General features: G+C 60.6%; 21 protein-coding genes. 4 read left to right on the top strand and 17 right to left on the bottom strand.

All coding sequences use genetic code 11. The features are described 5' to 3' along the window. Nucleotides 1–208 precede the first annotated feature (208 nt). Nucleotides 209–2173 (top strand): methyl-accepting chemotaxis protein, encoded by a 1965-nt coding sequence (locus tag FHT77_RS09540; protein ID WP_183754609.1) that lies wholly within the window; start codon nucleotides 209–211, stop codon nucleotides 2171–2173. A 2-nt stretch (nucleotides 2174–2175) separates the two neighbouring features. Beyond that, nucleotides 2176–2646, top strand: coding sequence for a chemotaxis protein CheW (locus FHT77_RS09535; RefSeq protein WP_056812703.1), 471 nt, complete (start codon nucleotides 2176–2178; stop codon nucleotides 2644–2646). Nucleotides 2647–2749: 103 nt separating this feature from the next. Here the strand turns inward: FHT77_RS09535 and FHT77_RS09530 are convergent, their stop codons facing one another. The 3 genes from FHT77_RS09530 to FHT77_RS09520 all read right to left on the bottom strand — a co-directional run bounded on the left by FHT77_RS09530 (nucleotide 2750) and on the right by FHT77_RS09520 (nucleotide 4843). Continuing rightward, the gene (locus FHT77_RS09530; RefSeq protein WP_183754607.1) at nucleotides 2750–3619 is read right to left on the bottom strand and encodes an aldose 1-epimerase family protein; all 870 of its coding nucleotides are present in this window, start codon (nucleotides 3617–3619) and stop codon (nucleotides 2750–2752) included. A gap of 79 nt (nucleotides 3620–3698) precedes the next feature. Next, nucleotides 3699–4190, bottom strand: a complete 492-nt coding sequence (locus FHT77_RS09525; protein WP_183754605.1) for a CreA family protein — start codon at nucleotides 4188–4190, stop codon at nucleotides 3699–3701. 62 nt (nucleotides 4191–4252) lie between these two features. Continuing rightward, a complete protein-coding gene (locus FHT77_RS09520; protein WP_183754603.1) occupies nucleotides 4253–4843 on the bottom strand; it encodes a 3'-5' exonuclease in 591 nt (196 codons plus the stop codon). A 269-nt stretch (nucleotides 4844–5112) separates the two neighbouring features. Here FHT77_RS09520 and FHT77_RS09515 point away from each other — a divergent pair, with 269 nt between their 5' ends. After that, the gene (locus FHT77_RS09515) at nucleotides 5113–5640 is read left to right on the top strand and encodes a GNAT family N-acetyltransferase (protein WP_183754601.1); all 528 of its coding nucleotides are present in this window, start codon (nucleotides 5113–5115) and stop codon (nucleotides 5638–5640) included. Nucleotides 5641–5660: 20 nt separating this feature from the next. Here the strand turns inward: FHT77_RS09515 and ligA are convergent, their stop codons facing one another. From ligA to FHT77_RS09475, 8 genes are all read right to left on the bottom strand, one after another. After that, entirely contained in the window at nucleotides 5661–7826 is a 2166-nt protein-coding gene (ligA, locus tag FHT77_RS09510; RefSeq protein ID WP_183754599.1) for an NAD-dependent DNA ligase LigA, read from the bottom strand. 110 nt (nucleotides 7827–7936) lie between these two features. Then, entirely contained in the window at nucleotides 7937–9610 is a 1674-nt protein-coding gene (gene recN / locus FHT77_RS09505) for a DNA repair protein RecN (protein ID WP_183754597.1), read from the bottom strand. 5 nt (nucleotides 9611–9615) lie between these two features. Next, the gene (locus tag FHT77_RS09500; protein WP_183754596.1) at nucleotides 9616–10485 is read right to left on the bottom strand and encodes an outer membrane protein assembly factor BamD; all 870 of its coding nucleotides are present in this window, start codon (nucleotides 10483–10485) and stop codon (nucleotides 9616–9618) included. 275 nt (nucleotides 10486–10760) lie between these two features. Next, on the bottom strand, nucleotides 10761–11717 hold the full coding sequence (gene lpxC / locus FHT77_RS09495) for a UDP-3-O-acyl-N-acetylglucosamine deacetylase (protein ID WP_183754594.1): 957 nt from the start codon (nucleotides 11715–11717) through the stop codon (nucleotides 10761–10763). 287 nt (nucleotides 11718–12004) lie between these two features. Next, complete coding sequence (ftsZ, locus tag FHT77_RS09490) at nucleotides 12005–13729, bottom strand: cell division protein FtsZ (RefSeq protein ID WP_183754592.1); 1725 nt, start codon at nucleotides 13727–13729, stop codon at nucleotides 12005–12007. A gap of 56 nt (nucleotides 13730–13785) precedes the next feature. Then, nucleotides 13786–15117 (bottom strand): cell division protein FtsA, encoded by a 1332-nt coding sequence (gene ftsA, locus FHT77_RS09485; RefSeq protein ID WP_016554509.1) that lies wholly within the window; start codon nucleotides 15115–15117, stop codon nucleotides 13786–13788. Next, nucleotides 15114–16046, bottom strand: a complete 933-nt coding sequence (locus tag FHT77_RS09480) for a cell division protein FtsQ/DivIB (protein ID WP_183754590.1) — start codon at nucleotides 16044–16046, stop codon at nucleotides 15114–15116. Before FHT77_RS09480 ends, ftsA begins: the two co-directional genes overlap by 4 nt. Further along, nucleotides 16034–16960 carry a D-alanine--D-alanine ligase gene (locus FHT77_RS09475; RefSeq protein WP_114713179.1) on the bottom strand — a complete coding sequence of 309 codons (927 nt, stop codon included), beginning with the start codon at nucleotides 16958–16960 and terminating at the stop codon, nucleotides 16034–16036. Before FHT77_RS09475 ends, FHT77_RS09480 begins: the two co-directional genes overlap by 13 nt. A 477-nt stretch (nucleotides 16961–17437) precedes the next feature. Between FHT77_RS09475 and FHT77_RS09470 the strand changes: the two genes are divergently transcribed. Further along, the gene (locus tag FHT77_RS09470; RefSeq protein WP_183754588.1) at nucleotides 17438–18742 is read left to right on the top strand and encodes an MFS transporter; all 1305 of its coding nucleotides are present in this window, start codon (nucleotides 17438–17440) and stop codon (nucleotides 18740–18742) included. A gap of 116 nt (nucleotides 18743–18858) precedes the next feature. Here the strand turns inward: FHT77_RS09470 and murB are convergent, their stop codons facing one another. From murB to mraY, 6 genes are read right to left on the bottom strand one after another with little or no spacing between them, the layout of a single operon-like run. Further along, nucleotides 18859–19833, bottom strand: coding sequence for a UDP-N-acetylmuramate dehydrogenase (murB, locus tag FHT77_RS09465; protein WP_183754586.1), 975 nt, complete (start codon nucleotides 19831–19833; stop codon nucleotides 18859–18861). After that, nucleotides 19830–21245: a UDP-N-acetylmuramate--L-alanine ligase gene (gene murC / locus FHT77_RS09460; protein WP_183754584.1), complete on the bottom strand. Its 1416-nt coding sequence runs from the start codon at nucleotides 21243–21245 to the stop codon at nucleotides 19830–19832. Before murC ends, murB begins: the two co-directional genes overlap by 4 nt. Then, on the bottom strand, nucleotides 21242–22366 hold the full coding sequence (murG, locus tag FHT77_RS09455; protein ID WP_183754582.1) for an undecaprenyldiphospho-muramoylpentapeptide beta-N-acetylglucosaminyltransferase: 1125 nt from the start codon (nucleotides 22364–22366) through the stop codon (nucleotides 21242–21244). Before murG ends, murC begins: the two co-directional genes overlap by 4 nt. A 6-nt stretch (nucleotides 22367–22372) precedes the next feature. Beyond that, on the bottom strand, nucleotides 22373–23527 hold the full coding sequence (gene ftsW, locus FHT77_RS09450; protein WP_183754580.1) for a putative lipid II flippase FtsW: 1155 nt from the start codon (nucleotides 23525–23527) through the stop codon (nucleotides 22373–22375). Between the two features lies 1 nt (nucleotide 23528). Further along, nucleotides 23529–24941, bottom strand: coding sequence for a UDP-N-acetylmuramoyl-L-alanine--D-glutamate ligase (murD, locus tag FHT77_RS09445; RefSeq protein WP_183754579.1), 1413 nt, complete (start codon nucleotides 24939–24941; stop codon nucleotides 23529–23531). 6 nt (nucleotides 24942–24947) lie between these two features. Continuing rightward, nucleotides 24948–26048, bottom strand: a complete 1101-nt coding sequence (gene mraY, locus FHT77_RS09440) for a phospho-N-acetylmuramoyl-pentapeptide-transferase (RefSeq protein WP_016554518.1) — start codon at nucleotides 26046–26048, stop codon at nucleotides 24948–24950. Nucleotides 26049–26053 lie beyond the last annotated feature (5 nt).

Genomic DNA, 26053 nt, shown 5'->3' with positions numbered 1-26053 from the left:
GATAGTTACCAACACATGCTGGTACGACAGGAGGCAGCCTACAATCTTTGAGGGTTAGCAAATACTTAAAAATACACATCTATATTTAGCACTGGATGGAGCGTCCGCCGCTCCCGTGACATGACGTCTGCCTGGCATTTCGATCCCGGCTATCCGCGTGAGCGCAAAATGGATACCGCGTCTCATCGCGGAGGGGGATAATCATCACATGACTGATATGAAAGTGCGCAGCAGCCTCTCTGTTGGCCAGAGGCTCGGCACCCTTGCGGGCGCTGCGTTCATCGGGTTCGGCTCGATGATCGCGGTTGGCTGGTACCAGAATTCAAGCGCTGATGCCGGTCTAAGACACGCCAACGAAATCCAGGTCAGTGTCGACCACATCAACGAGATGCGAGCCGCAAACCTCACTCTGATTCTTGCCGCCATGGATACCATCGTCGACCGTGGCGATCGCACTGTGATGCCCGAACGCCTGAAGCTGATGAACGACGCAATTGCGGGGCTACAAGACAGCGCCAAGGAATTGCACCGTCTGGCCGAAGAACTGAACGCTGGAAGCCTGCTATCCACGTATGACGCAGACGTCGCGACGCTCGGGAAGAATATCGTCGGCGACCTGAAGGCGGCTGTAGAAGCCGGCGCGCCAGACAGTGAGTTCGACAGGCTCGACGACGCTATCGACGGAGGTGGCGACAAAGTAGGCGCGACATTGGACAAGCTCGCGCGCGATGGTGGCGAACTCGCCAAGGCTCGAATCGACGAGGCAAACGCGATCTCGCAGCGGGCAATCCACATCCAGCTTGCACTCGGTATCGTTGCCATCCTCGCAATGGCGATCCTGCAGTACATTCATGGCGGCTCCATCAGCCGCGGCATCGAGGCCGTCCGCAAAAGCATGCACGCGATCATGCGGGGCGATCTCGCCAGCCACGTCCCCGCCACCGAGCGTGGCGACGAGATCGGCGACATGGCACGCGCGGCGGAAAGCTTCCGGCTTGCCGCAATCGACAAGTTGGAACTCCAGGCGCGGACTGACAGCGAGCGTCAGCAAAGCGACGCAGAGCGTCGCAGCCGCGAAGCAGCAAAGCTGGCCGATGCCGAGGCGCTCGACAATGCTGTCAAGGCATTGGGCCAGGGCCTCAACCGGCTCGCTGGCGGCGACGTAACGGTCACCATCGACCAGCCATTCAAGCCTGAACTGGAGCGCCTGCGCAGCGACTTCAATTTGACCACGGCAACACTCCGCCAGACGATGGCCGGCATTTCTCAGAACGGCACGTCCATCCAGGCAAGCAGCCAGCAGATGCGTGCCGCCGCCGACGATCTCGCCAAGCGCACGGAGCAGCAAGCCGCATCGCTTGAGGAAACATCCGCGGCACTCGATCAGATCACGGCAACGGTCCGTAACGCCACCAACCGCGCCGAAGAAGTCGGGCACATGGTTGCCCATACCCGACAGAACACGACGAAATCAGATGCGGTCGTCACCGACGCCATGGCCGCCATGGAGCGAATCGCCACGGCCTCTCGTGAGATCGGAACGATCATCAACGTCATCGATGAGATCGCTTTCCAGACCAACTTGCTCGCCCTCAATGCCGGCGTCGAAGCAGCGCGTGCCGGCGAAGCCGGCAAGGGCTTTGCGGTCGTCGCGCAGGAAGTGCGTGAGCTCGCCGGTCGTGCTGCGGGTGCCGCCAAGGATATCAAGGCCTTGATCGGAAAATCCGGCGCCGAGGTGAAGGCCGGCGGTGAACTCGTGACCGCCGCCGGTGAAGCGCTGCGCCAGATCGGCGAAGATGTTTTGCGCATCGACGAGCATGTTAAATCAATCGTAACCTCTGCACGCGAACAATCCACCGGACTGAACGAAATCAACACGGCCATCAGCCAGATGGACCAGGTCACGCAGAAAAATGCGGCCATGGTGGAAGAGACGAACGCAGCCAGCCATGCGCTCGCCACCGATGCCGATAGCCTGATCCACCTGATCCGGACGTTCAAGATCGGCGAGGGCATGAATGCCCGTTCCACGCCGCGGGAAGCCACCGCAGTCTCGCATCCGAAACCATCTCCCGCACGAAGCCTCATCGGCAAGGTCGCGGGCGCATTCAGCGACGGCGCAACCGCCAGAGCCATGGCCGCACCGGCCGGAGACAACTGGGAAGAATTCTGATCATGAACAACACCGTCATCAACCAGACCGGCTCGCATCTCGAGATCGTCTCCTTCCATCTCGGCGAGCAGGAATTCTGCATCGACATCATGGCGATCCGCGAAATTCGCGGCTGGGCGCCGGTGACGCCGATGCCGCACACGCCGCCTTACGTCCTCGGCCTCATCAACCTGCGTGGCGCTGTGATCCCTGTCATCGACATGGCCTGCCGTCTCGGCATGAAGATGACCGAGCCGTCAGAGCGCTCTGCCATCATCGTCACCGACATTGCTGGCAAGCTCGTCGGCCTGCTGGTCGAACAGGTCTCCGACATGATGACCATCAAGAGCGAAGACCTGCAGCCCGCCCCGGAAATCATCCCGGAAGCCCAGCGCGCCTTCTGCCGCGGTATCGTGGCCCTCGAAAAGACCATGGTCTGTTTCCTGAACCTCGACACCGTCATCGCCGACGAATTGACGCGCGAAGCTGCGTAATAGCCCGTCTTGCGCGGTCACGTCCCTTAAGCAAACTCGCCGCCTGCAAGACTACTTGCAGGCGGTTTTCGTTTTTCGCGCGCTGGAAAGATGCCGGCTTTAACTACTCCACGATCTCCACCGTGAATGCAAAGCGGCTGGTTTCGCCGGGAGGCAATGTCAGGCTGTACGGGCGCTTTGCAATCTCGTTCGAGCCATCCTTCTCAGCGGCCGTTCCATGCCAGGGTTCGATACAGATGAACGGTGCGCCCGGTTTCTGCCAGAGCGCCAGATTGGGCAGATTTTCAAAACGGAAATGCATCGTCGGCCCACCATCGACACCGTAGCTTAATCCCTTCCCCGCCCCCTCGGGAAAGATCATGGCATCCTGCTCGAACATGCCGCGGTCCAGCACAAGCCGTCCGGCCGTGAATGGGGACGCCAGCTTCGCGGGCGAGATCAACCCGCCCTGCAATCGCACCAAACCTGGCTCTCCCTGATTGTCGAGCGTGATGACGTGATCGCGCCCGGCAAATCCAGGCAATGGCCAGACGAAGGCGGGATGAAAGCCGAGGCCGAAGGGCAACGGCCGGCTATCGCGATTTGTCACCTCGGCTGCGACGGTCAGTGCCCGTCCCTCCAGCGTGTGTTCCACCGCCAACAGGAAGTCGAACGGATAGACCGCCCGCGTCGTCGGCGACGAGGCGAGTTCATACCGGCATGTCGTTGCGTCCGCGGAGGCAAGGGCAAATTCCGTCCGGCGCGCGAAACCGTGCTGCCCCATCGGATAGGTCTCGCCGTCGATCGCCAACATGTCCTCGGGCGCCTTGCCGACAATCGGAAAAAGCACCGGCGAACGTCCGCCCCAGAAAGCCGCATCTCCGTTCCACAACCACGACCGGCCGTCGCGTGTCGCAAGCGACTGCATCTCGGCTCCGAGTGAGGAAACATCGACCGTCAGATATTGGTTGCCGATCCGCGCGTGGCTTGGCATGAGCGTTCCCTTCGGTTTGGTCCGCCATCGGACCCTATCTGGGCCTGCCGCCGATTCCATCCGAACCGGCGTGCAGGCGTTATTGCGGCTTACCGTTTTTCCAGGTGACGTTCTGGCCATAAAGCGGGATCGTCGAGATCGCCATTTTGGCCGAGCCATCGGTCAATTCGCGGGAATGCGCGAGGTAGATCAGCGTGTCGTTTTCCTTGTCGTAGATCCGGTTGACGACCAGCTTCTTCCAGATCAGCGACATGCCCGTCTTGAAGACTTCGTCGCCGCCTTTCGAGAGGTTGATGTCGTCAATCTCGATCGGCCCGGTCTGGCGGCAGGAAATGGAATTGTTCGAGGGATCCTCAAACCAGTTGCCGTTCTTCACGCGGTCGATGACGCTGCGGTCGAAATAGGTGACGTGACAGGTTACGCCCTTCACCTGAGGGTCTGCCACCGCGTCGATGATGATGTCGTTACCGATCCAGTCGACACCAACCTTGCCGACTTGGTCAGCCGATGCCGTGCCGGCGCAGAGACCGATGAGCGAGGCAGCGAGAATGATGCAGCTTTTTCCAGACATGGTGTTTCCCTGGTTACATCCGATTCTAAGGTAAGTCCGACGGATGCCTTTACAAGGAACCTTCACGCCTTCCGGCAGGTGCAGGCTTCATATCCTTCCGGTGTCAACTTTCCCGGCTTCATCCCGATCAGAGCGGGAATGGCATTGACGGCAGCGGCACCGACGGCCTTTGCCATCGCGAGCGCCGCATGCGCACAGACGGCTGCGTCTTCGGCAGCGTTGTGATGCGCAAAGCGCAGGCCAAGGTGCTCGGCGACGATGTTGAGCCGATGCGACAGGAAATGCGGCCAGATCCGCTGAGCCATCTTCAGGCTGCAGAGATAGGTCAGTTCCGGATAGGATTGCCGATAGAGATCGAGGCTTGCGCGCCAGACGCTGAAATCGAAAGCAGCATTGTGCGCGATCATGGTCGCCCCCCGGAAATCGTGGTGGAACTCGTCCATAACCTCGGGAAACTCCGGCGCGTCCTCGACATGCTCGGGACGAATGCCGTGGATGGCGATGTTCATGCCGGAAAACCGCATTTCCTTCGGTCGGATCAGACGCTCCTCGACACGGGTGACTTTGCCATCCGCGATCCATGCAAGACCGACCGAACAGGCGCTGCCGCGCTGTTCGTTGGCTGTTTCGAAGTCAATGGCGATGGTCTTCAACGAGGCTTCCGCGAGTCGGTATCTTGTCACCGATTTAGCGTTGCGGGGCGTCGGAGGTAAACACCCCGGCTTGACTCAAGCGCTGCCATCAACGACTTTCCTCGCATGATCGGATCACGCGCAATTCTTACGACCATGCACCACACCACGACCCATGCAGGGCTCGGGGAGGCATTGGCGCGTTAATCGACCGATCGATCCCGAAGACCCTGCCGAGGTGAGCAGGGTTTTGGAAGCTTGCTCTCCTCCAACAACTCAAGGAGAGCGTTTTGGATAATCCGGAAGAAAAGCCCCTCAAACCGCCCGTGACGGGCGTGACGATCCGCGCGATGCGCGCAAGCGACATCGAGGCGGTAACGGCCATGCTCAACCTGCCAGGCTTTCGCCACGGCACGCTTCGTCTTCCTTATCAGAGCGTCGAGGAAACACGGAAGCGTTTCGAGTCGATGCCACAGGGCAACGTGAGCATTGTCGCGGAGGTCGACGGGGTGCCGGTCGGCGACGCGCATCTCATGCGCCTTCAGGGGCGGCGCAGCCACGCGGCGAGCATCGGCATGGGCGTGCACGATAATTTCACCGGAAAGGGCGTCGGCAGCGCGTTGATGCAGGCGCTTGTCGATACGGCGGACAATTGGCTTGATATCAAGCGGCTGGAACTCACGGTCTACACGGATAACACTGCCGCCCTTGCACTCTACAAGAAGTTCGGTTTCGAGACGGAAGGCCTGTTAAAATCCTTCGGCTTCCGAGACGGCGCCTATGTCGATGCGTACACGATGGCGCGGGTCAGGCTGTAGAAAGGCGAAGGCTGGCGTCCTCACCCACTGATCAGTGCCAGCCACTCGTCCTCGTCCATCGTTTGGACGCCAAGCTCACGTGCCTTGTCGAGCTTCGAGCCGGCTCCGGGTCCTGCGACGACGATATCGGTCTTCTTCGACACCGAACCGGCAACCTTGGCTCCAAGGCTCTCGGCCCGCGCCTTGGCCTCGTCACGCGTAAACTTCTCCAGCGAGCCGGTGAAGACGACGGTCTTGCCGGCAACAGGGCTGTTGGAAGCCGCGACCTTTTCTGCCGCTAGGGGTGTCCCGTCGTTCAGTTCGGCAAGCAGCCGCGAGATGACCTCGACATTGCGCGGCTCCTTGTAGAATTCGACGATGGCGCGCGCCACGATCTCCCCGATGCCTTCAATCGCGTTGAGGTCGTTCCAGGCATCGCCGGACAGGGGCGCAGCATCCTTCATCGCTGCCTCGAAATCGGCGTAGGTGCCGTAGGAGCGCGCCAGAAGCTTCGCCGTGGTCTCGCCGATATGGCGGATGCCGAGGGCATAGATGAACCGATGCAGCGCAATGCTGCGTCGCTCGTTGATTGCAGCATAGAGCTTTCCGACGCTGACCTTGCCGAAGCCTTCGATGTTCTCAAGCCTGGTCAGCGAGTTTGCCTGCCGCTTCTCCAGAGTGAAAATATCGGGCGCAGTGCGGATCTGCAGGGCAGGATCGTCGCTCTCAAAGAAGAAGTCGACCTGCTTCGACCCCAGGCCCTCGATATCGAAGGCATTGCGGGAGACGAAGTGCTTCAGATGCTCGGTTGCCTGTGCACGGCAGATGAAACCGCCGGTGCATCGGGTAACTGAATCGAGCTTTCCCGTTTTCTCGTTCTTTTCCCGCACAGCATGACTGCCGCAGACCGGGCATTTTTGCGGGAAATCGTAGCGGACGGCGTCTGTGGGCCGCTTCTCCATGACGACATCGAGCACCTGCGGGATGACGTCGCCTGCCCGCTGCACGATCACGGTATCACCGATCCTGATGTCATGCCCGACGTCGCGGATGCGTTCGCCTGAATTGCCGATGCCTTCGATATAATCGGCGTTGTGTAGTGTCGCATTGGTCACAACGACGCCGCCGACCGTAATCGGCGTCAGCCGCGCTACCGGAGTGAGCGCACCGGTGCGGCCGACCTGGATATCGATATTTTCGACCGTCGTGAACGCCTGCTCGGCCGGGAACTTATGGGCTGTCGCCCAACGTGGACTGCGTGAGCGGAAGCCAAGGCGGGCCTGCAGCTCAAGACTGTCGACCTTGTAGACGACACCGTCGATGTCATAGTCCAGGTCCGGCCGCTTCAGGCCGATCTCATGGTAATGGGCCAGAATCTCGGCGACCGAATTCAGCCGCTTCATCAGCGGATTGACCGGGAAACCCCAACTCTTGAAAACCTCGACCATGCCAAACTGAGTGTCGGAAGGCATGTCGGATATCTCGCCCCAGGCATAGGCGAAGAACTTCAGCTTGCGGCTTGCCGTCACATTGGCGTCAAGCTGACGCAGCGAACCCGCGGCCGTGTTGCGCGGATTGACGTAGGTCTGCTTCCCCTCGGCTTCCATCTGCTTGTTCAACGCCAGAAAGTCGCTCTTGGCCATATAGACTTCGCCGCGCACCTCGACGACTGCTGGCGCGCTCGCAGGAAGGGTTTGAGGAATTTCCTTGATCGTCCGGATGTTGGCGGTGACGTTTTCGCCGGTCGTACCGTCGCCGCGGGTTGCAGCGCTTACCATCCTGCGGTTCTCGTAACGGATCGACATGGAGAGGCCATCGATCTTCGGCTCTGCCGTAAACGCGATCGACTGGTCCGGCAAGCGGCCGAGGAAACGATAGACGCTTGCAACGAAGTCCTGCACATCGTCCTGCGAGAAGGTGTTGTCTAGCGACAGCATCGGCCGTGCGTGCACAACAGGCGCGAAGGTCACCGAAGGTGCCGCGCCGACGCGCCGCGACGGACTGTCCTCGCGGATGAGCTCAGGGAAACGCGCTTCGATCGCGTCGTTGCGTCGCTTCAGCGCATCATACTCGGCGTCCGAGATCGCCGGACGGTCCTCGCCGTGATAGAGCTCGTCGTTGCGGGCGATCTCTCTGGCAAGCCGCTCAAGCTCGGCTGCGGCATCTTCGATCGTCAGGGCATCAACGGCTATGGCTTCAGTCGACATACGGCTCTCGCTCCACGAATCTGGAGTCGGTTTTAGAGCAAAACGTATGGATTGAAAGAGCGGGAGAGATCGTTAACCGCGCCTGCTCCCCATTTCGAAGAGCTGTGGAATCAGCCGTTGCCGGCCAGCAGCCGGGCAGCGGCGGCCCTCGCCTCTTCGGTCACCGAAGCCCCGGCCAGCATGCGAGCGATCTCCTCGGTCCGATCGCCGGGGGCCATCGTCGCGACGCGCGTCGCGATCTTCTCGGAGCCGTCGGAAGTAGGCCCTTTGGAGATCAGCAGGTGCGTAGCCGCCCGCGCTGCAACCTGCGGCGCATGCGTGACGGAAAGGACCTGCACGCGGTCGGAAAGGCGTTTGAGTCGCTGACCGATCGCATCCGCAACCGCTCCGCCGACGCCGGTATCGATTTCGTCGAAGACGAGCGTTGGTGCCGAACCGCGATCGGCGAGCGCCACCTTCAGGGCGAGCAGGAAGCGCGAGAGTTCACCGCCGGAGGCGACCTTCATGATGGAGCCCGGACGCGTACCCGGATTCGTCTGAACATGGAACTCGACGATGTCGATGCCCTCGGATGTCGCATCCTCGGGATTGGTGGTGATTTCCACCATGAACCGCGCCCGCTCGAGCTTCAGGGCCGGCAATTCCGCCATCACGGCAGCAGCCAGGGCGTCGCCGGCATGATGGCGCTTGTCGGAAAGCGAGCGAGCCGCGGCGTGGTAGTTCGCCTTGCTGACACCAACTTCGGCCTCAAGCTTGGCGAGCCTTTCCTCGCCGGCGTCGAGGTCCGCAAGATCGCTGATCATGCGAACGGCGAGCGCCGGCAGTTCGGTCACCGGAACGGAGTATTTGCGCGAAGCGGCGCGCAGGGCAAACAGGCGCTCTTCGACACGCTCCAACTCCTTCGGATCGTATTCCGTCTTCCTCAGCGCAGCCTCGACTTCCATCTGCGCATTGGAAAGCTGATCGAGAGCAGCGTCCAGGAGCGCCACTGTATCTTCCAGCAAGCCCGGGGCTTCGTGGCTCTTGCGCTCCAGCCGGCGCACCAGCGAAGCGATATGCGGCACGGGAGACGCGTTGCCATTGAGGAACTCGGACGCTTCGGCGATATCACCCGCGATCCGCTCGGCCTTCATCATCTTCTGGCGACGGTCGGCAAGTTCGTCCTCTTCGCCGTCGTGGGGCGAAAGCTTCTCCAGTTCCTCCACGGAGGAGCGCAGATAGTCTGCCTCGCGGGCGGCGTTCTCCACCTTCTCGCGCTGTTTCTTCAGCGTTCGCTCAGTATCGCGCCAGACACGGTAAAGGTTGGAAACGGCGGCAGCCTCTTCGTTCGCGCCCGCGAAGGCATCAAGCAGGATCCTGTGCGCATGCGCGTCGACGAGTGCGCGATCATCGTGCTGGCCGTGGATCTCGACGAGCATTTGTCCGGCCTGACGCATCAGCTGAACGCTGAGCGGCTGGTCGTTGACATAGGCCTTGGTGCGCCCGTCGGAGTTCTGAACACGGCGGAAGATCAGATCGCCGTCATCATCGATGCCGTTCTCACGCAGCAGGTTGCGGGCACCGTGATCCGGGCCGACGTCGAAGACGGCCGTAACCTGGCCCTTGTCTTCGCCATGGCGAACCAGGCCGCCGTCGCCGCGCCCCCCGAGGGCAAGCGAAAGGCTGTCGAGGAGGATGGATTTGCCAGCGCCGGTCTCACCGGTCAGCACCGAGAGGCCGGTCTCGAAGGCAAGATCCAGCCGCTCGATCAAAACGATATCGCGGATCGAAAGCTGGATCAGCATTGGCCTCAGGTACCGAGCAGGAGTTTCTTGCCTGCGGCAGCGATCCAGGAGCCCGGATTTTCACGCGGCTCGGTGCCACCGCTCTTCAGGAGCTTGAAGGAATCCGCGTACCACTGGCTGTCAGGGTAGTTGTGGCCGAGAACCGCCGCAGCTGTTTGCGCCTCGTCGACGATCCCCATTGCATAGTAAGCCTCAACGAGGCGCGCGAGGGCTTCTTCGATCTGGTTAGTATTCGGATACTTCTCGACCACCGTGCGGAAGCGCGAGATCGCGGCGAGATATTCCTTACGCTCCATATAGTAGCGGCCGACCTGCATTTCCTTGCCGGCCATCTGGTCGCGTGCGAAGCGGATTTTCGCCTGTGCGTCGTCGACGTATTCTGAATCCGGATAGTTGTCGATGACCGCCTGCATGGCTTCGACGGTCTTGGCCGATGCGCGCTGATCCTGCGTGACGTCAACGATCTGCTTCGAATAGGTCAGGCCGATCAAATACTGGACGTAAGGCGCATCCTTGGACTTCGGATACTGCGCCATATAGCGGTTACCCGAAGCAAGCGCGTCATCGAGACGGCCCTGGCGGTACTTGACGAAGGTGCTCATCACGAGCGCCTTGCGCGCCCATTCGGAAAACGGGTTCTCGCGGTCGATCGCATCGAATTTGCGCGCCGCTTCGGCCATGTTGCCGGCCTTCATATTGGCGAGACCCTGCGTATAGAGAACATCCGGCGGATCATTCTCGAGGCCGAGCTTTGTGATGTCGATATCGGGGTCAGACTGGCATCCGGAAATTAAGGCACCTGCGCTCAGCACCAAGAGCGATGCGAACAAAGCGCGCGCTGTCTTCATCATACTTTCAGACCCTGCATAACCCATCGGAACAATCCCAACGCCGCCATCCCTCAACGGCAGCCACGCCCTGCTGGCGTTTCTAGCCACAAATGTGGAGCCAGAGCAACGCAATGATGATGCATTAACGCATTTTTGTGGCGAGGCGGGCCATAATCGCCAGTTTTGCACCGGGAAAGCTGCAACTGTTGCCTCTAAACATCTGCGGCAAAACACCTATCCAGGATTCGCCGACAGCTCACAGCCCATAAAGAAACCGCCTCCCGAAGGAGGCGGCCCTGGCCTAAAAACTGCGATGGAGGTCATGCCGACCAGGGAGCAAATTCCGGTGCGTTGACCCGGATGAAGTCCCGGGGAGCAACACGCTGGCGCGGCGCAGACGTCTCGACCACTTCATAGGCGGTCGGATCGCTGAGCAACGCCTTGAGAGCATTGGCATTCATCTTGTGGCCGCCACGATAGGAGCGATAGCAGCCGATAAACGGAGCGCCAGCAAGCGCGAGGTCGCCGACGGCATCGAGCGCCTTGTGGCGTACGAACTCGTCCTTGGCGTAACGCAGACCTTCGACGTTGATGACGGTGTTGTCGTCCGAGATGACGACCGAATTTTCGAGCGACGAACCAAGCGCATGACCGGAGGCCCAGAGACGCTCGACATCCCGCATGAAGCCGAAGGTACGAGCGCGCGACAGCTCCGACTTGAACGTCGCGGAAGTCATATCGCCTTCCCACTTCTGACGGCCGATCAACGGGCAGTCGAAATCGATCTCGACTTCGAAGCGCATACCGTCATAGGGACGGAACTCGCTCCACGAGCCGCCATGCTCGATGCGAACCGGCTTGGTGATGCGGATATAGCGGCGCTTCACGCCGAGCGACACCAGGCCAACCTGCTCGATCGCTTCGATGAACGGCATCGAGCTGCCGTCCATGATCGGCATTTCCGCTCCATCGACCTCGATGACGACGTTGTCGAGACCAAGCGCATAGACAGCGGCCATGACATGTTCGATCGTCGCGACCGAGCGCGCCGGAGAAAAGCCGAGAACCGTGCAGAGATCCGTATTGCCAACCTGCGAAGACACAGCGCGGTATTCGGAAACCTCACCGTTCTCGTGCATGCGATTGAAGACGACGCCAGTGTCGGCTTCCGCCGGGTTGAAGGTAATCGAAACGTCAGCACCGGAATGGACGCCGATGCCCGAGAGCGTGATCGGACGTGATACCGTCGTCTGAAAACCCAACATGCCAATAACCATAAATTTTGCCTTTATTATCCCCTGGTGATCCGTCGCGGCTAACATGCCGGCCATCCGCCAGGGTTCATTTCACTCCGTCAAACTCGCACCATAAAGCGCACGAAGACGGTTTCTTCGAGCACATACATACGTGCGCCGGGGTTCCATTCCAAATCACTGTTTCTTTCGCATTGTTACGAAAGCATGCCATTGAAATAACTGTATAATTCGCACCAATTTTTGCGGCCAAAAACAACGATGCCCGGGAGCGTACTCCCGGGCATCGTTGTGGCGATTCCGTCCTTGCGTCAGTTCGACTGGCGGCGAAGGAACGCAGGAATTTCAAGCTGATCGTCTTCCTGCATCATGCGAGCCTGCGGAACGCTGCGGCCCTGATCGTCCAGGTTCCCCCGGCGCGGCGCATAGAGGCTTGCTTCGGGAGAAAGCGGACGACGCTGCTGCGATGCGGCCGCCGGGGCCGAGGTCATCTCCGGAGCGACTTCCTCTTCGCGGCGACCAAGCGAGCTGGTAATCCGCTTCAGGAGGCCCATCGGACCACGCTCTTCATGGGCATGCGACGGAGCAGCCGGCTGCGAGCGATGGTCGATCTCAGCCTGAACCACCGGCGGGAAGTCTTCCACCTTTGGCATGCGAACGGCCTGCTGGGCGACCATCGGCTGCTGCATGACAGGAGCCGGCTGGCTGATGACCGGCTGCTGAACCGGCTGGCTCATGACAGGTGCGTGAACGGGAGCCTGCTGGACCGGCGCCGCACGGATGATCGGAGCGGCCTCAGGAGCAGCGAAGATCTTGCTCTGCGGACGGAAGGTTTCCTGAGCTATGGGCTGATGGACCGGAGCTGCAGCACGCGGAGCGTGGATTTCGAGCTCGCGTTCCATTTCGGCCTCAGCCGTACGGATGGCCTGCGCGACCGTGTCGACGGGCTTCGGTGCCTGCTGCATGACAGGTGCAGGCTGGACTGCGGCCGGCGCCGGAGCAACGGCCGCGGAAGGACGGACAACAGGCTTTGCGGCTGGCTGAAAGGTCTTGCCTGCCGCTGCGTTGATCGCGCGATCGATGCCGGTCGCAACGACGGAAACGCGGATGATGCCTTCGAGCGATTCGTCGAACGTCGCGCCGAGGATGATGTTCGCATCCGGATCGACTTCTTCGCGGATACGGGTCGCCGCTTCGTCGACTTCGAAGAGGGTCAGGTCGCGACCGCCCGTGATCGAGATCAGCAGGCCCTGTGCACCCTTCATCGAGGTTTCGTCGAGCAGCGGGTTGGCGATGGCAGCTTCGGCAGCCTGCATCGCGCGGCCCTGACCGGATGCTTCGCCGGTGCCCATCATCGCACGACCCATTTCGCGCATGACCGAACGGACGTCGGCAAAGTCGAGGTTGATGAGACCTTCCTTCACCATCAGGTCGGTGATGCAGGCGACACCAGAATAAAGAACCTGGTCTGCCATCGCGAAAGCGTCGGCAAAGGTCGTCTTGTCGTTGGCGATGCGGAAGAGGTTCTGGTTCGGGATAACGATCAGCGTATCGACCGACTTCTGCAGCTCCTCGATGCCCTGCTCGGCAAGCCGCATACGGCGACCGCCTTCAAAGTGGAACGGCTTGGTCACGACGCCCACCGTCAGGATGCCCTTGTTCCGGGCTGCCTGGGCAACAACCGGAGCAGCGCCCGTACCCGTGCCGCCGCCCATGCCGGCGGTAACGAAGCACATATGCGTTCCGTTCAGATGATCGATGATTTCATCGATGCACTCTTCGGCGGCCGCACGACCGACTTCCGGCTGCGAACCAGCACCGAGACCTTCCGTGACGTTGGCACCGAGCTGGATGATGCGCTCTGCCTTGGTCATTGTCAGGGCCTGGGCATCCGTGTTGGCAACGACGAAGTCGACGCCCTGGAGGCCAGCGGAGATCATGTTGTTGACAGCGTTGCCACCGCCACCGCCAACACCGAACACGGTGATACGCGGCTTAAGCTCAGTGATATCCGGCTTTTGCAGCTTGATAGTCATGTTACCGTTCCTTCTCTTTATGGCCGCATCGCCACGCCGGCCAATTCACTCAATTGTCAGAAGCTTTCTTTCAACCACTGCCCCATGCGGGCAAAGCGGCTGGTATTTCCCCCAAGCGACATGAGCAGACCGCTCTGTGACGCATGTGTTTCCTGGTCCGCGACCTGCGGATAGATCATCAGGCCGACGGCCGTCGAAAAGGCGGGGCCTTTCGCTGCAGTCGGCAGGCCCGAGACGCCCATCGGACGACCGATTCTGACGTTGCGGGCAAGAATGCGGCGCGCAACTTCGGCAAGGCCGGTCAGCTGGCTCGCACCACCCGTCAGCACGACACGCTTGCCGACGATCGGGCTGAAGCCCGAACGCTGGATGCGGTCACGGATCAATTCCATTGTTTCCTCGATACGGGCGCTAACGATGCGCGACACCAAAGCGCGCGGCACCTGCGTCGGCAGATCGCGTTCGTCTTCGCCGATCGGCGGGATCGAAATCAACTCGCGTTCGTCTGAGGAGTTCGGCATTGCGGAAGCGTGAACGACCTTGAGGCGCTCGGCGTCTTCGATCCGGGTCGAAAGACCGCGTGCCAGGTCGGTCGTGACGTGATGGCCACCGAGACTGACGGCGTCCGTGTGCACCAGCTTACCCTCTGCAAAGACCGAAATCGTCGTCGTTCCGCCCCCCATGTCGATCGCCGCACAGCCAAGCTCGACTTCGTCATCGACAAGCGCGGCCAGACCCGAAGCGTACGGTGTTGCAACGATTCCCTCAACAGAGAGGTGCGCACGATTGACGCTCAACTCGAGATTCTTCAGCGCGGTGCGCTCAGCGGTGACGACATGCATGTCGACACCGAGAACGTCGCCGTACATCGACAGCGGATCGCGAATGCCTCGTTCGCCGTCGAGCGAGAAGCCGGTCGCCAGCGAATGCAGCACGGCGCGATCCTGTCGCAGCGACTGTTGGCAGGCTGCCGACAGAACCTTCTTCAGGTCGTTCAGCTCAACTTCCTGTCCACCGAGATCGATGGTTGCAGTGTAGATATCACTCGTCAGGCGGCCCGCCGTGACATTGACGATCAGGCTCTCAACGGTCAGGCCCGCCATACGCTCGGCCGCGTCGACGGCAAGGCGGATCACGCTTTCCAGCGCATCGAGGTCGGAAATCGCGCCGGTCTTAATGCCACGCGAGCGCTGATGGCCAATCCCGATGATTTCAATGTTGTGCGTGCGACCAGGCAGCACCTGGCTTTCCTCGCGAGGCGTCAGGCGGCCGATCATGCAGACGACCTTCGTCGATCCGATGTCGAGCACCGAAACGACGTGGGACCGCTTCGATGAAAGCGGCTTCAGGCGCGGCAATCCGAAATGGGACGAACCGAAAAAGCTCATATATTTTGCCCCGCCTTCTTCAAATCCTTAGCCCGCTGATCGAGCACAAGCTGCCGGCGCGCCATCGCTTCCGGTGTCAACTGAATTGCCGTGCGGTCGGCCAGCCTCAGATCGACAGCTGCGATATCGCGGTCCAGAAGATCCTGTTCCTTCATGAACTTCGCCAGCCGCGCCAAGGCCAGATCCACTTCGTCTTCCGGCAGCTTTACCGCAACGCCGTTATCCATATGCAGGTCCCAGCGACGGCCCGAAACCCAGACGTAAGCCCTCACGCGCGCCTTGATGTCCGGCCACTTTGCAAACTCGGTCTCCAGCGAAGTTGCCGCAACTTCCGCACCGCGACCAACAACCAGAGGCAACTGCGAAAATTTGTTGTCGCGCAGGGGCGCGATGACCGAGCCGCCCTTCTCCACGAGAGAGAGCTCCTGGCCATGCTGCCAGATGGCATAGGCTTGGCGCTCCTTTAGCTTAACCTCGATCGTCTTCGGATAGATCTTGCGGACCTCTACGTTCTCGACCCAGGGGAGCTTGGCAATCTTCTGGCGCGCAGCATCGACGTCGAGAGCGACCAGCGAGGTCGTACCGTCGAGCCCCAGCAACTGCAAAATCTCGATTTCGGAAGTCTCGGCGTTGCCGGAAACCTTCACATCGTCGATCGCAAAGCCGGCAGCAGTCGTCGTCGCCTGAGCAACCGCTTCGGTGTGACCACCGAGCGACATGCCATAGAGGCCGGTCGCAGCAAAGAAAGCCAGGGCGGAGACCGTTCCGACATGAGCCGGAATATGGATGCGACCGCTTCCGAGGCTGACAAGAAAGCGCACCACGCGACGCAGCGGCCGCGGCAGAATCAGCCGACCATCACCCTCGGGATACGAAGGCTCAGCCAGATGACTTGGGCGCCCTATCCTTTTGACCGTCACCGAGAACAAGAAGCGTCCTCCACCATCCAACGGAGAAATTCCCCAAACGAGTAGCCGGCATGACCGGCCATTTCGGGCACCAGGGAGGTTGGCGTCATGCCCGGCTGAGTATTGATTTCCAGCCAGATAATTTCGCCATCTTCGGAGAAGCGATCGTCGTAACGAAAGTCGGAGCGACTGACGCCACGGCAACCAATTGCTTGATGCGCCCTTAACGCCAATGATTGTATTTTTTGGTAAATATTCGGTGAAATTTCCGCCGGGATGACGTGTTTCGATCCACCGGCGACGTACTTGGCATCATAGTCGTAGAAGCCGTGCCCCATCGGCACCACCTCGGTCACGCCGAGCACTTGATCCCCCATAACGCCGCAGGTCAGTTCCCGACCATAGATGTAGCGCTCGACGAGAACCTGTTCGCCGTAGCGCCATTCCGGGGAGCTGATGATCTGCGGCGGGTGGGATTGATCTTCCTGAACGATCACTACGCCGAAGCTCGAACCTTCACGGACAGGCTTCACGACGTAGGGCGGTTTCATGGGGTGCTCCGCCGGAAAGGCGAATCGATTGATCACCTCGGACTGAGCAACAGGAATGCCCGCAGCGGCAGCAACCCCCTTTGCCTTTTCCTTATCCATAGCAAGCGCCGACGCCAACACGCCGGAATGCGTATAGGGGATCTCGAGATACTCGAGGACACCCTGGATGGTGCCATCCTCGCCGAACGGGCCATGCAGCGCATTGAAGACGACGTCCGGTCGCAACGCGGCAAGCTTTGCGGACACATCGCGGTCGACGTCAATCCGCGTCACTTGGAAACCCTCAGCCTCGAGAGCATCCGCGCACGCCGTCCCGGAAGAAAGGCTTACCGGCCTCTCCGAGGAAAACCCGCCCATCAGGACAGCGACATGCTTGCGACTCATCAACACCCCCAAAAATAACCTGCACTCTGAGTTCCGACGCTTGCACCAAGCTTGTTTCTCGTCCGAATCTCGCTCGGTGATGCAGATGTATTAGAGCCCGATTATGGTTAATGAAGTGTTTACTTTCGTTAATTTTCGCCTCTCGCGACCATCTCCTCGGAACCGCTCCAGACGCAAAGAAACCAGCAGCGCCAGGGCATAGCGCACGGGGTTTCATCAAGAAGTTGAGCCAGCTTGGGGTTTCTTGGAACGTTAACTTTCCGACGAGGCGCCGCCGAGATCGGCGAGATCAATGATCCAAGTCCGCGTTCGAGGTATTGGTGATTCTGGTCGAGCAAACCGACGGGCGGCAAAAAAATGCGAAGCACGCTAATCTTTTTTCCGTTTCTTACGCGATGACCATTTGCGCCGAATTAAAATTGCGTTAAGAGCCGCCTGCCTTCCCAAGGCGCAGCTATAATCCCGATTGGAATGAAAATGTCTGACGCGATATCCAGAGTATCGCCGACCCCCGCTTCATCGAACAGTGCGCAAGTCAACTCGCCGGCGCGCGTTCTGATCGCGAGCCTCGTCGGCACCACGATCGAATTCTTCGACTTCTACGTCTATGCAACCGCCGCCGTGCTGGTCTTCCCGACGCTGTTCTTCCCGAACAGCGACCCGACGACCGCGCTGCTTGCTTCCTTTGCAACCTTCTCGATCGCCTTCTTCGCCCGTCCGCTCGGTGCCGTGGTCTTCGGCCATTTCGGTGACAGAATCGGCCGCAAGACGACGCTCGTTGCCGCCCTGCTCACCATGGGCATTTCGACGGTGGTGATCGGCCTTCTGCCCTCATACGAATCGATCGGCGTCCTCGCGCCGCTGCTCCTCGCCCTTTGCCGCTTCGGCCAGGGCTTCGGCCTCGGCGGGGAATGGGGCGGCGCCGTTCTGCTCGCCACCGAGAATGCGCCGGAAGGCAAGCGCAGCTGGTACGGCATGTTCCCGCAGCTGGGCGCGCCCGTCGGCCTGTTCCTTTCTTCTGGCATCTTCTGGCTGCTGCTTCAGGTCATGTCGCAGGATGCGCTTCTGAGCTGGGGCTGGCGCGTGCCGTTCATCTCGTCGATCCTGCTGATCGTCATCGGCCTCTGGGTTCGCCTTTCGATCACCGAAACGCCGGCCTTCCAAAAGGCAATCGACAAGCAGGAGCGCGTGGCCGTTCCGGTTGCCGAACTCTTCCGCAAGCACAAGCGCAGCCTGTTCCTCGGCACTTTCGTGGCGCTGGCGACCTTCGTGCTGTTCTATATCGGCTCGGCTTACCTGCTGTCCTACAACGTCAAGGTCCTGAAGATCCCGTTCCTCGACGCGCTTGAAATCCAGATCGTCGGCTCGATCGCCTTTGGCGTCTTCATCCCGATCGTGGGCAAGCTCGCCGAGCGCTTCGGCCGTCGCGAAGTGCTGATCCTGACCACCGTCCTGATCGGCATCTTCTCGTTCTTCCTGCCCGGCCTGATGACGGGCGGCGAAGGCAGCATCGTGGTCTTCGCGACCGTTGCCATGGCGCTGATGGGGATGACCTATGGTCTGATCGGCACGGCGCTTGCCGCCCCCTTCCCGACGGCGGTGCGCTACACCGGATCGTCGATCACCTTCAACCTTGCCGGCATCTTTGGCGCCTCGCTGGCGCCATACATCGCCACCTGGCTGCAGGCGAACCATGGCATGCAGTATGTCGGCTACTATCTCGGCTTCTCTGCGGTCATTACCCTGATCTGCATCCTGGCCTCCGGCCGCGACGAAGTCTGAGGTTTACCGCGACTGAAAACAGAAAGGCCGCGAAACATATGTTTCGCGGCCTTTCTAGTTCTTAGAGAAACTAAGAAGACTGTTCCTGTCACCTAAGCCAGGAATGTCACAGCCCGCTATTCGCTGGTGACACCCTGGAAGGGGCGCACTTCGCGGCCGGGCATGAAGACGCCGAGACGCTTGATCTCCCACTCAAGCTTGATGCCGGAGTTTTCGAAGACTTCACGGCGGACCTGTTCGCCGAGATATTCGAGATCGTAGCCGGTTGCCTGCCCCATGTTGATCATGAAGTTGCAATGAAGCGAGGACATCTGCGCGCCGCCGATGACCAGGCCGCGGCATCCGGCCTCATCGATGAGCTTCCACGCCGAATGCCCCTCGGGGTTCTTGAAGGTTGAGCCGCCGGTCTTTTCGCGAATCGGCTGGACCGTTTCACGATGGCTGCGAACGGCATCCATCTCGGCGCGGATCTTGGCGCGATCTTCGCTGTACCCTTCGAAAAGCACCGACGTAAAAATCAGATCGCTTGGTACCGACGAATGACGGTAGGAATAGCCCATATCCGCGTTCGACAGAACGTGCTTGTTGCCCTTGCGATCAACCGCATTCACCTCGACGAGGCGTTCGCGTGTCTCTCCGCCATTGGCCCCCGCGTTCATGCGCGCGGCGCCGCCGATGCTGCCGGGAATGCCGTAATAGAAATGGAAGCCGCCGATGCCGTTGTCCATTGCCATCGCCGCGACATGCTTATCGGGGCAGATTGCGCCGGCACGGATGCGATTCTCGCCGGCAAGTTCGACCGCACCGAAGCCCTTCGCCGAAAGGCGCAGGACAACGCCGGGAATGCCGCCATCACGTACGAGAATGTTGGATCCAACACCGACAACAGTGATTGGCACCTCTTCCGGCAGAAGCTTGAGGAAGGCAACGAGGTCTTCCTCGTCATGCGGCTGGAACATCAGCTCGGCGAGACCGCCGGCGTGGAACCAGGTAACACGGTCCATCGGCGCATCCGGCGTGATCCTCCCACGGATGTCCTTTACGCCGTCGCCAAGCGACGCAAGAAGCTTTTCCCCATTCACCTGTTTCATGCAGATATTCCCGAAAGGCTTTGCAATTGCTTGGGCAGCGCCGCCGCCCAGTACGTGATGCTCCCAGCCCCCAACAGAACCACAAAATCCCCCGGCTTTGCAATCTCTGCGACCATTTCAGGCAAAAGCTCTGGGGATGACAGGAAGCGGGCATCGCGGTGACCGCCGGATTTGATCCGCGACACCAGCGCCTCCGAGTTCGCTCCTTCGATGGGATCTTCACCCGCGGCATAGACCGGAGCAAGGAAAATGCTATCCGCATCATTGAAGCAGGACGCGAACTCCTCGAAGAGGCTGGACAGCCGCGAATAGCGATGCGGCTGGTGAACCGCAATCACGCGCCCCTTGCAGGCTTCGCGCGCGGCCCGCAGCACGGCCTTGATCTCGACCGGATGGTGTCCGTAGTCGTCGAAGATCTGCACACCGTTCCATTCGCCGGTCAGCGTGAAGCGACGCTTGACGCCGCCGAAAGAGGCCAGCCCCTTGGCGATGTCCTCACTCGCCATGCCGAGACGGTTGGCGACGGCAATCGCTGCGGTTGCGTTGGAAATATTGTGACGGCCGGGCATCGGCATGACCAGGTTGTCGAGCTTGATCACCTGCCCGGTCCGCCGGCGGCGGATTTCGACGTCGAAAATCGAACGCGGACCATCAATGCGGACATTCATGAAGCGCACGTCCGCTTGCGGATTCTCGCCGTAGGTAACGATCTTGCGGTCCTCGATACGACCGACGAGCGCCTGGACTTCCGGATGGTCGAGGCACAGCACGCCGAAACCGTAAAACGGCACGTTCTCGACGAATTGGCGGAACGCGGCGCGCACGGCATCGAAGTTGCCGTAGTGGTCCAGGTGTTCCGGGTCGATATTGGTGATGACTGCAACATCGGCAGGCAGTTTCAGGAACGTGCCGTCGGACTCGTCGGCTTCCACCACCATCCACTCGCCCTCGCCCATACGGGCATTGGTGCCGTAGGCGTTGATGATGCCACCATTGATGACGGTGGGGTCGAGGCCGCCTGCTTCCAGCAGCGTTGCCACCAGCGACGTAGTCGTCGTCTTGCCATGCGTTCCACCGATCGCGATCGCATTCCGGAACCGCATCAACTCGGCAAGCATCTCCGCCCGGCGCACGACCGGCAGCAGCTTTTCGCGCGCCGCAACAAGCTCCGGATTGTTCTTCTTGATCGCCGTCGAGACGACCACGACTTCGGCGTCACCAAGGTTCTCCGCCTTGTGGCCGACGAAGACTTCGATGCCCTTGTCGCGCAGGCGTTGCACGTTGGCGCTGTCGGCTTGGTCCGACCCCTGCACGCGATGACCGAGGTTGTGGAGCACCTCGGCAATGCCGCTCATGCCGATGCCGCCGATGCCGATGAAATGAACGAGGCCGATGGCCTTCGGCATTTTCATGCGCGTTTCCCCTTGAACTCTGCAATTGTACGTCGTGCCGCAATAGCCTCTACCATATCAGCAAGCAAGTTCGCAGCGTCGGGTTTGCCCGCTTGCTTGGCGGCAGCCGCCATCCGGGCAAGCTTTTCCGGATCGTTCATCACATGGGTCAGGATCGATGCGATCTTCTCGGGCGAGAGTTCCGCCTGGGTGATCACCTTGGCGCCGCCGGTGGCAGCCAGCGCCGCGGCGTTGGCCGCCTGGTCATGGTCGAGCGCATGTGGATAAGGCACGAGGATCGCCGGACGCCCAATCACCGAGATCTCGGAAACGGTCGAGGCTCCGGAACGGCAGATGACAAGATGGGCGGCGGCAAGCCGCTCGGCCATGTCAGTAAAGAACGGTGCCGTGTCAGCCGCCATCTTCAGGCGAGCGACGCATACGCTCATCATCTCAGTGTCTTCCGGTCGCACTTGCTGGGTAATGCGCAGGCGGTCGCGAAGCTCGTCATCGAGCAAACTGATGGCGGTCGGCATCGCCTTGGAAAAATATTGCGCGCCCTGACTGCCGCCAAAAACGACAAGATTGAAAGGCTCGCCTGACTTGGACGGAGAGTACGGCACCTTCGCCGCATCGATGATCGCCGGGCGCACCGGATTGCCTGTCGTCACCGTCTTGTCAGGAAACTGACCGCCGCCTTCAGGCAGGAAGCCGCCGGCAATCGCCTGCACCCGGCTCGCCAGCGCCTTGTTTGCGCGTCCCATCACCGCATTCTGTTCGTGGATCATGGCGGGCACGCCAAGGCGCGTCGCCGCCAGCAGCGGTGGTACGGTCGGATAGCCGCCAAAACCAACGACGACAACAGGCTTCAGCCGTGAAATGAGCTTCTTGGCCGCGCGCATGCCGCTCCAAAGCGTCCACAACGAGCGCGTAACGGCAACCGGGTTTTTCGAGCCGATTGTCGCCGATGGGACGACATGGATCTCGTCGGCCGGAAATTTGCCAGCATAGCGCTCGGCACGGCTATCAGTCACGAGATGCACAGAATAACCGCGTTCCTTCAGCTTGTAGGCCAGAGCCTCCGCCGGAAACACATGGCCGCCGGTCCCCCCGGCGGCAAGCAGGACGATGCCTTTGCTCATGAACTCTTACTCCGCCGGCATTCCATGCGCGACGCGGAAGAGGCTCCGGTCCTGCGCACGTTTTTCCGGCCTATGGCGCGTCAGCGCGAGAATAAACCCGGCGGTGACGCAGATCGCGACCATGGACGAACCGCCGTAGGAAATCAGCGGCAGGGTCATGCCCTTCGCCGGCAGCAGTTCGAGGTTGACGCCCACGTTGATGATGGACTGTATGCCGATCTGCAGCACGAGGCCAGCGACGGCAAAGCGGTTGAAGTCGTTCCGCTCCTTGTAGGCATGCGAGAGACCGCGGAGCACGAGGACGGAAAACAGCGCGACGAGCGCCATACAGAAGACGATGCCGAATTCTTCGGCCGCGACAGAGAAGATGAAGTCGGTATGCGCGTCGGGGATGATCCGCTTGACGATGCCCTCGCCCGGTCCCTGGCCGAACCAATCGCCGCGAATGATGGCTTCGCGTGCCGTGTCGATCTGAAAGGTATCGCCTTCGCCGGTCAGGAACTTGTCGATGCGCAGCGCCACGTGCGGGAAGATGTAATAGGCGCTGACAAGACCGCCGACACCGCCTGCACCGAGCAGGATGATCCAGATCCACGGCATGCCGGCCATGAAGAACATGCCGCCCCACACGGCCGTCGTCAGGATCGTTTGCCCAAGGTCGGGCTGCGCGACCAGAAGTGCAGCGACAATGCCGAAGAGGATGATGGCAAACAGGTTACCCGGTATCTCCGGCTGCCTTGCGTGCTCGGCAAAGAGCCAGGCACAGACAACGACAAAAGCGGGCTTCATGAACTCCGAGGGCTGGATCGAGATGCCGGCCAAGGTGACCCAGCGGCGGGAGCCCTTGACCTCGACGCCGAAAAACAACGCCAGCAACATCATGCCGAGAGCGACGATCAACAGGATGATCGCCGTTCGCCGCACTTGGCGGGGCGTCAGGAACGACAGACCGAACATGACGGCGAGCGACGGGATCATGAACGCCGCGTGGCGCTTGACGAAGTGGAACGGCTCCAGCCCGATGCGCTCGGCAACTGCGGGTGATGCCGCGAACGACAGCATGAAGCCGATGCCCATCAGGAAGATGAACATCGCCAGGAAGAAGCGGTCGATGGTCCAAAACCAATCGGCCAGAGGCCCACGTTCCGCGCGGCTTACCATGTCACTTATCTCCTGTTGCCGAACCGATCAGCATGGTGATTCCGTCGAGCGCTGCCACATGGCTGACAAATGCATCGCCCCTGACTTCGAAGTTCTTATACTGGTCGAAGCTTGCGCAAGCCGGGGACAACATCACGGCCAACGGGCCGCTTTCATCTTTTTCGGCGTCCGCGGCCGCGTGCGCCACAGCACGCTCCAATGTCCCTGATATCTCGTAGGGGACGGCCTCGCCGAGTGTTGCAGCAAATTCCGCCGCAGCCTCGCCGATCAGGTAGGCCTTGGCAATACGAGGGAAGAGCCCGGTCAGCGAGGTTATGCCACCAGCCTTCGGCAACCCACCGGCAATCCAGTAGATGCGATCGTAGCTCGACAGAGCCGGCGCGGCCGCGTCCGCGTTCGTGGCCTTAGAGTCGTTGACGAAAACGACATTGCCGCGACGACCGACCGGTTGCATCCGGTGCTTGAGGCCGGGGAAGGACGCAAGTCCGGCGCGTATCTCCTCCTCGGAGACGCCGACCGCAAGGCACGCGGCAACCGCCGCAGCTGCATTCTGCGCGTTGTGGCCGCCGCGTAGTGTCTGGATGCCGTCAAGATCGGCGATCGGCTTCGTTGCGCCTCCCGAAGCCTGGACGAGCTTCGTTCCTTCCGCATAAATACCATAAGGCAGCGCATGGCGGCGGGAAATTCGCGTGACCTTGCCGCCGGCTCGCTCGATGCGATCCGCGATCATCTCGCAGTGGCTGTCGTCCACGCCGACCACTGCCACACCACTGCCGGCAACCAGACGCTCCTTGATGTCGGCATAGTGCTGCATCGTGCCGTGACGATCGAGATGATCCGGCGTCAGGTTGAGCAGAATGCCCGCCGACGGATTGAGCGTCGGCGCGAGGTCGATCTGATAGGATGAGCACTCGACAACATAGAAGCGTCCATCCTTCGGCGGATCGAGCGTCAGGACAGCCGTCCCGATATTGCCGCCGAGCTGCGTGTCGCGCCCGCTCGACTTCAGGATATGCGCGATTAGCGCCGTTGTCGTTGATTTGCCATTGGTGCCGGTGATGGCGATAAACGGGCAATCGGGCGCATGCGCGCGGCGCTCACGCACGAAGAGCTCGACGTCGCCAACGATATCAACGCCGGCGGCGCGAGCGAGATCGACGGTCCAGTGCGGTTTCGGATGCGTCAGGGGAACGCCCGGCGAAAGCACGAAGAGCGATTGTGCGCTCCAGTCGAGGGAACGCAGATCAGCCGTATGGATTCCCTCGGCAGCGGCTTTGGTGACACTATCCGGATTGTCATCCCATGCCGTCACCTCGGCTCCGCCCAGTTTCAGAGCTCGCGCAGTAGCAAAACCGGAACCACCGAGCCCGAAGAGCGCGACCTTCTTTCCCGAGAGTGTTGTGACGGGAATCATCGCCGCTTACCGCAGCTTCAGGGTCGAGAGACCAAGCAGGGCGAGACCGCCCGCAATGATCCAGAAGCGGATCACCACCTGGCTTTCAGTCCAGCCCTTTTTCTCGAAATGGTGATGGATCGGCGCCATCAGGAAGACACGTCGGCCCGTCATCTTGAAGTAGCCGACCTGAATGATGACCGACAACGTCTCCATCACGAACAAGCCACCGATGATCGCCATGACGATCTCATGCTTCGTGGCCACGGCAACAGTGCCGATCGTGCCGCCGAGCGCCAACGAGCCGGTGTCACCCATGAAGATAGCGGCAGGCGGCGCATTGAACCAAAGGAAGCCGAGACCAGCGCCGATAACCGCGCCGAGAACGACTGAAAGCTCGCCCGTGCCCGGGACGAAGTTGATCTGCAGATAGTTTGCAAAGACTGCATTACCTGCGAGGTAGGCAATCACACCAAACGACGCCGCAGCAATCATGACCGGAACGATGGCAAGGCCATCAAGGCCATCGGTCAGGTTCACGGCATTGCCGGCGCCAACGATCACGAAGCCGCCGAAAACGACGAACATGATGCCGAGATTGATCATGAAGTCCTTGAAGAACGGAAATGCGACCGAGGACCCGAAGGTCGAACCCGCGGTTCCGGACGCCAGCGCCGTGCGCATCATGAAGTAGACGGCGATGCCGGCAATGACGAATTCAATGCCAAGGCGAGCCTTGCCGGAGAAGCCCTTGTGGCTCTGCTTGGTGACCTTGAGGTAGTCGTCATAGAAGCCGATCGCCCCGAAGCCGAGAGTGACGAGCAGCGTGGCAACCACGTAGACATTCGAAAGATCGGCCCAGAGCAGCGACGACCCAACGATACCGGCGAGGATCATCAGACCACCCATGGTCGGCGTACCGGCCTTCTTGAAGTGCGTCTGCGGACCGTCGGCGCGGATCGGCTGCCCCTTGCCCTGGCGGATGCGCAAGGATCTGATGATCATCGGTCCGAACAGGAAGACGATGAAGGCGGACGTAAACAGGGAGGCGCCCGTGCGGAAGGTAATGTACCTGAACAGATTCAAGAATTTCAGGTGTTCCGACAGTTCGACAAGCCAAATCAGCATTCAGG

Source organism: Rhizobium sp. BK181 (genome assembly GCF_014193305.1).
Taxonomy (GTDB): domain Bacteria; phylum Pseudomonadota; class Alphaproteobacteria; order Rhizobiales; family Rhizobiaceae; genus Rhizobium.
The sequence above is the reverse complement of the archived record's forward strand: the minus strand, read 5'-3'. Positions and strand labels throughout refer to the sequence as shown.

Coding starts and splice junctions, on each gene's coding strand:
- FHT77_RS09525 (WP_183754605.1), bottom strand. CDS start 4,190: ATGTCTGGAAAAAGCTGCATCATTCTCGCTGCCTCGCTCATCGGTCTC.
- FHT77_RS09530 (WP_183754607.1), bottom strand. CDS start 3,619: ATGCCAAGCCACGCGCGGATCGGCAACCAATATCTGACGGTCGATGTT.
- FHT77_RS09540 (WP_183754609.1), top strand. CDS start 209: ATGACTGATATGAAAGTGCGCAGCAGCCTCTCTGTTGGCCAGAGGCTC.
- murG (WP_183754582.1), bottom strand. CDS start 22,366: ATGAGCAAAGGCATCGTCCTGCTTGCCGCCGGGGGGACCGGCGGCCAT.
- lpxC (WP_183754594.1), bottom strand. CDS start 11,717: ATGGTTATTGGCATGTTGGGTTTTCAGACGACGGTATCACGTCCGATC.
- murC (WP_183754584.1), bottom strand. CDS start 21,245: ATGAAAATGCCGAAGGCCATCGGCCTCGTTCATTTCATCGGCATCGGC.
- murD (WP_183754579.1), bottom strand. CDS start 24,941: ATGATTCCCGTCACAACACTCTCGGGAAAGAAGGTCGCGCTCTTCGGG.
- recN (WP_183754597.1), bottom strand. CDS start 9,610: ATGCTGATCCAGCTTTCGATCCGCGATATCGTTTTGATCGAGCGGCTG.
- FHT77_RS09475 (WP_114713179.1), bottom strand. CDS start 16,960: ATGAGTCGCAAGCATGTCGCTGTCCTGATGGGCGGGTTTTCCTCGGAG.
- FHT77_RS09470 (WP_183754588.1), top strand. CDS start 17,438: ATGTCTGACGCGATATCCAGAGTATCGCCGACCCCCGCTTCATCGAAC.
- FHT77_RS09500 (WP_183754596.1), bottom strand. CDS start 10,485: ATGGGTTATGCAGGGTCTGAAAGTATGATGAAGACAGCGCGCGCTTTG.
- ftsW (WP_183754580.1), bottom strand. CDS start 23,527: ATGGTAAGCCGCGCGGAACGTGGGCCTCTGGCCGATTGGTTTTGGACC.
- ligA (WP_183754599.1), bottom strand. CDS start 7,826: ATGTCGACTGAAGCCATAGCCGTTGATGCCCTGACGATCGAAGATGCC.
- mraY (WP_016554518.1), bottom strand. CDS start 26,048: ATGCTGATTTGGCTTGTCGAACTGTCGGAACACCTGAAATTCTTGAAT.
- ftsZ (WP_183754592.1), bottom strand. CDS start 13,729: ATGACTATCAAGCTGCAAAAGCCGGATATCACTGAGCTTAAGCCGCGT.
- FHT77_RS09535 (WP_056812703.1), top strand. CDS start 2,176: ATGAACAACACCGTCATCAACCAGACCGGCTCGCATCTCGAGATCGTC.
- murB (WP_183754586.1), bottom strand. CDS start 19,833: ATGAAACAGGTGAATGGGGAAAAGCTTCTTGCGTCGCTTGGCGACGGC.
- ftsA (WP_016554509.1), bottom strand. CDS start 15,117: ATGAGCTTTTTCGGTTCGTCCCATTTCGGATTGCCGCGCCTGAAGCCG.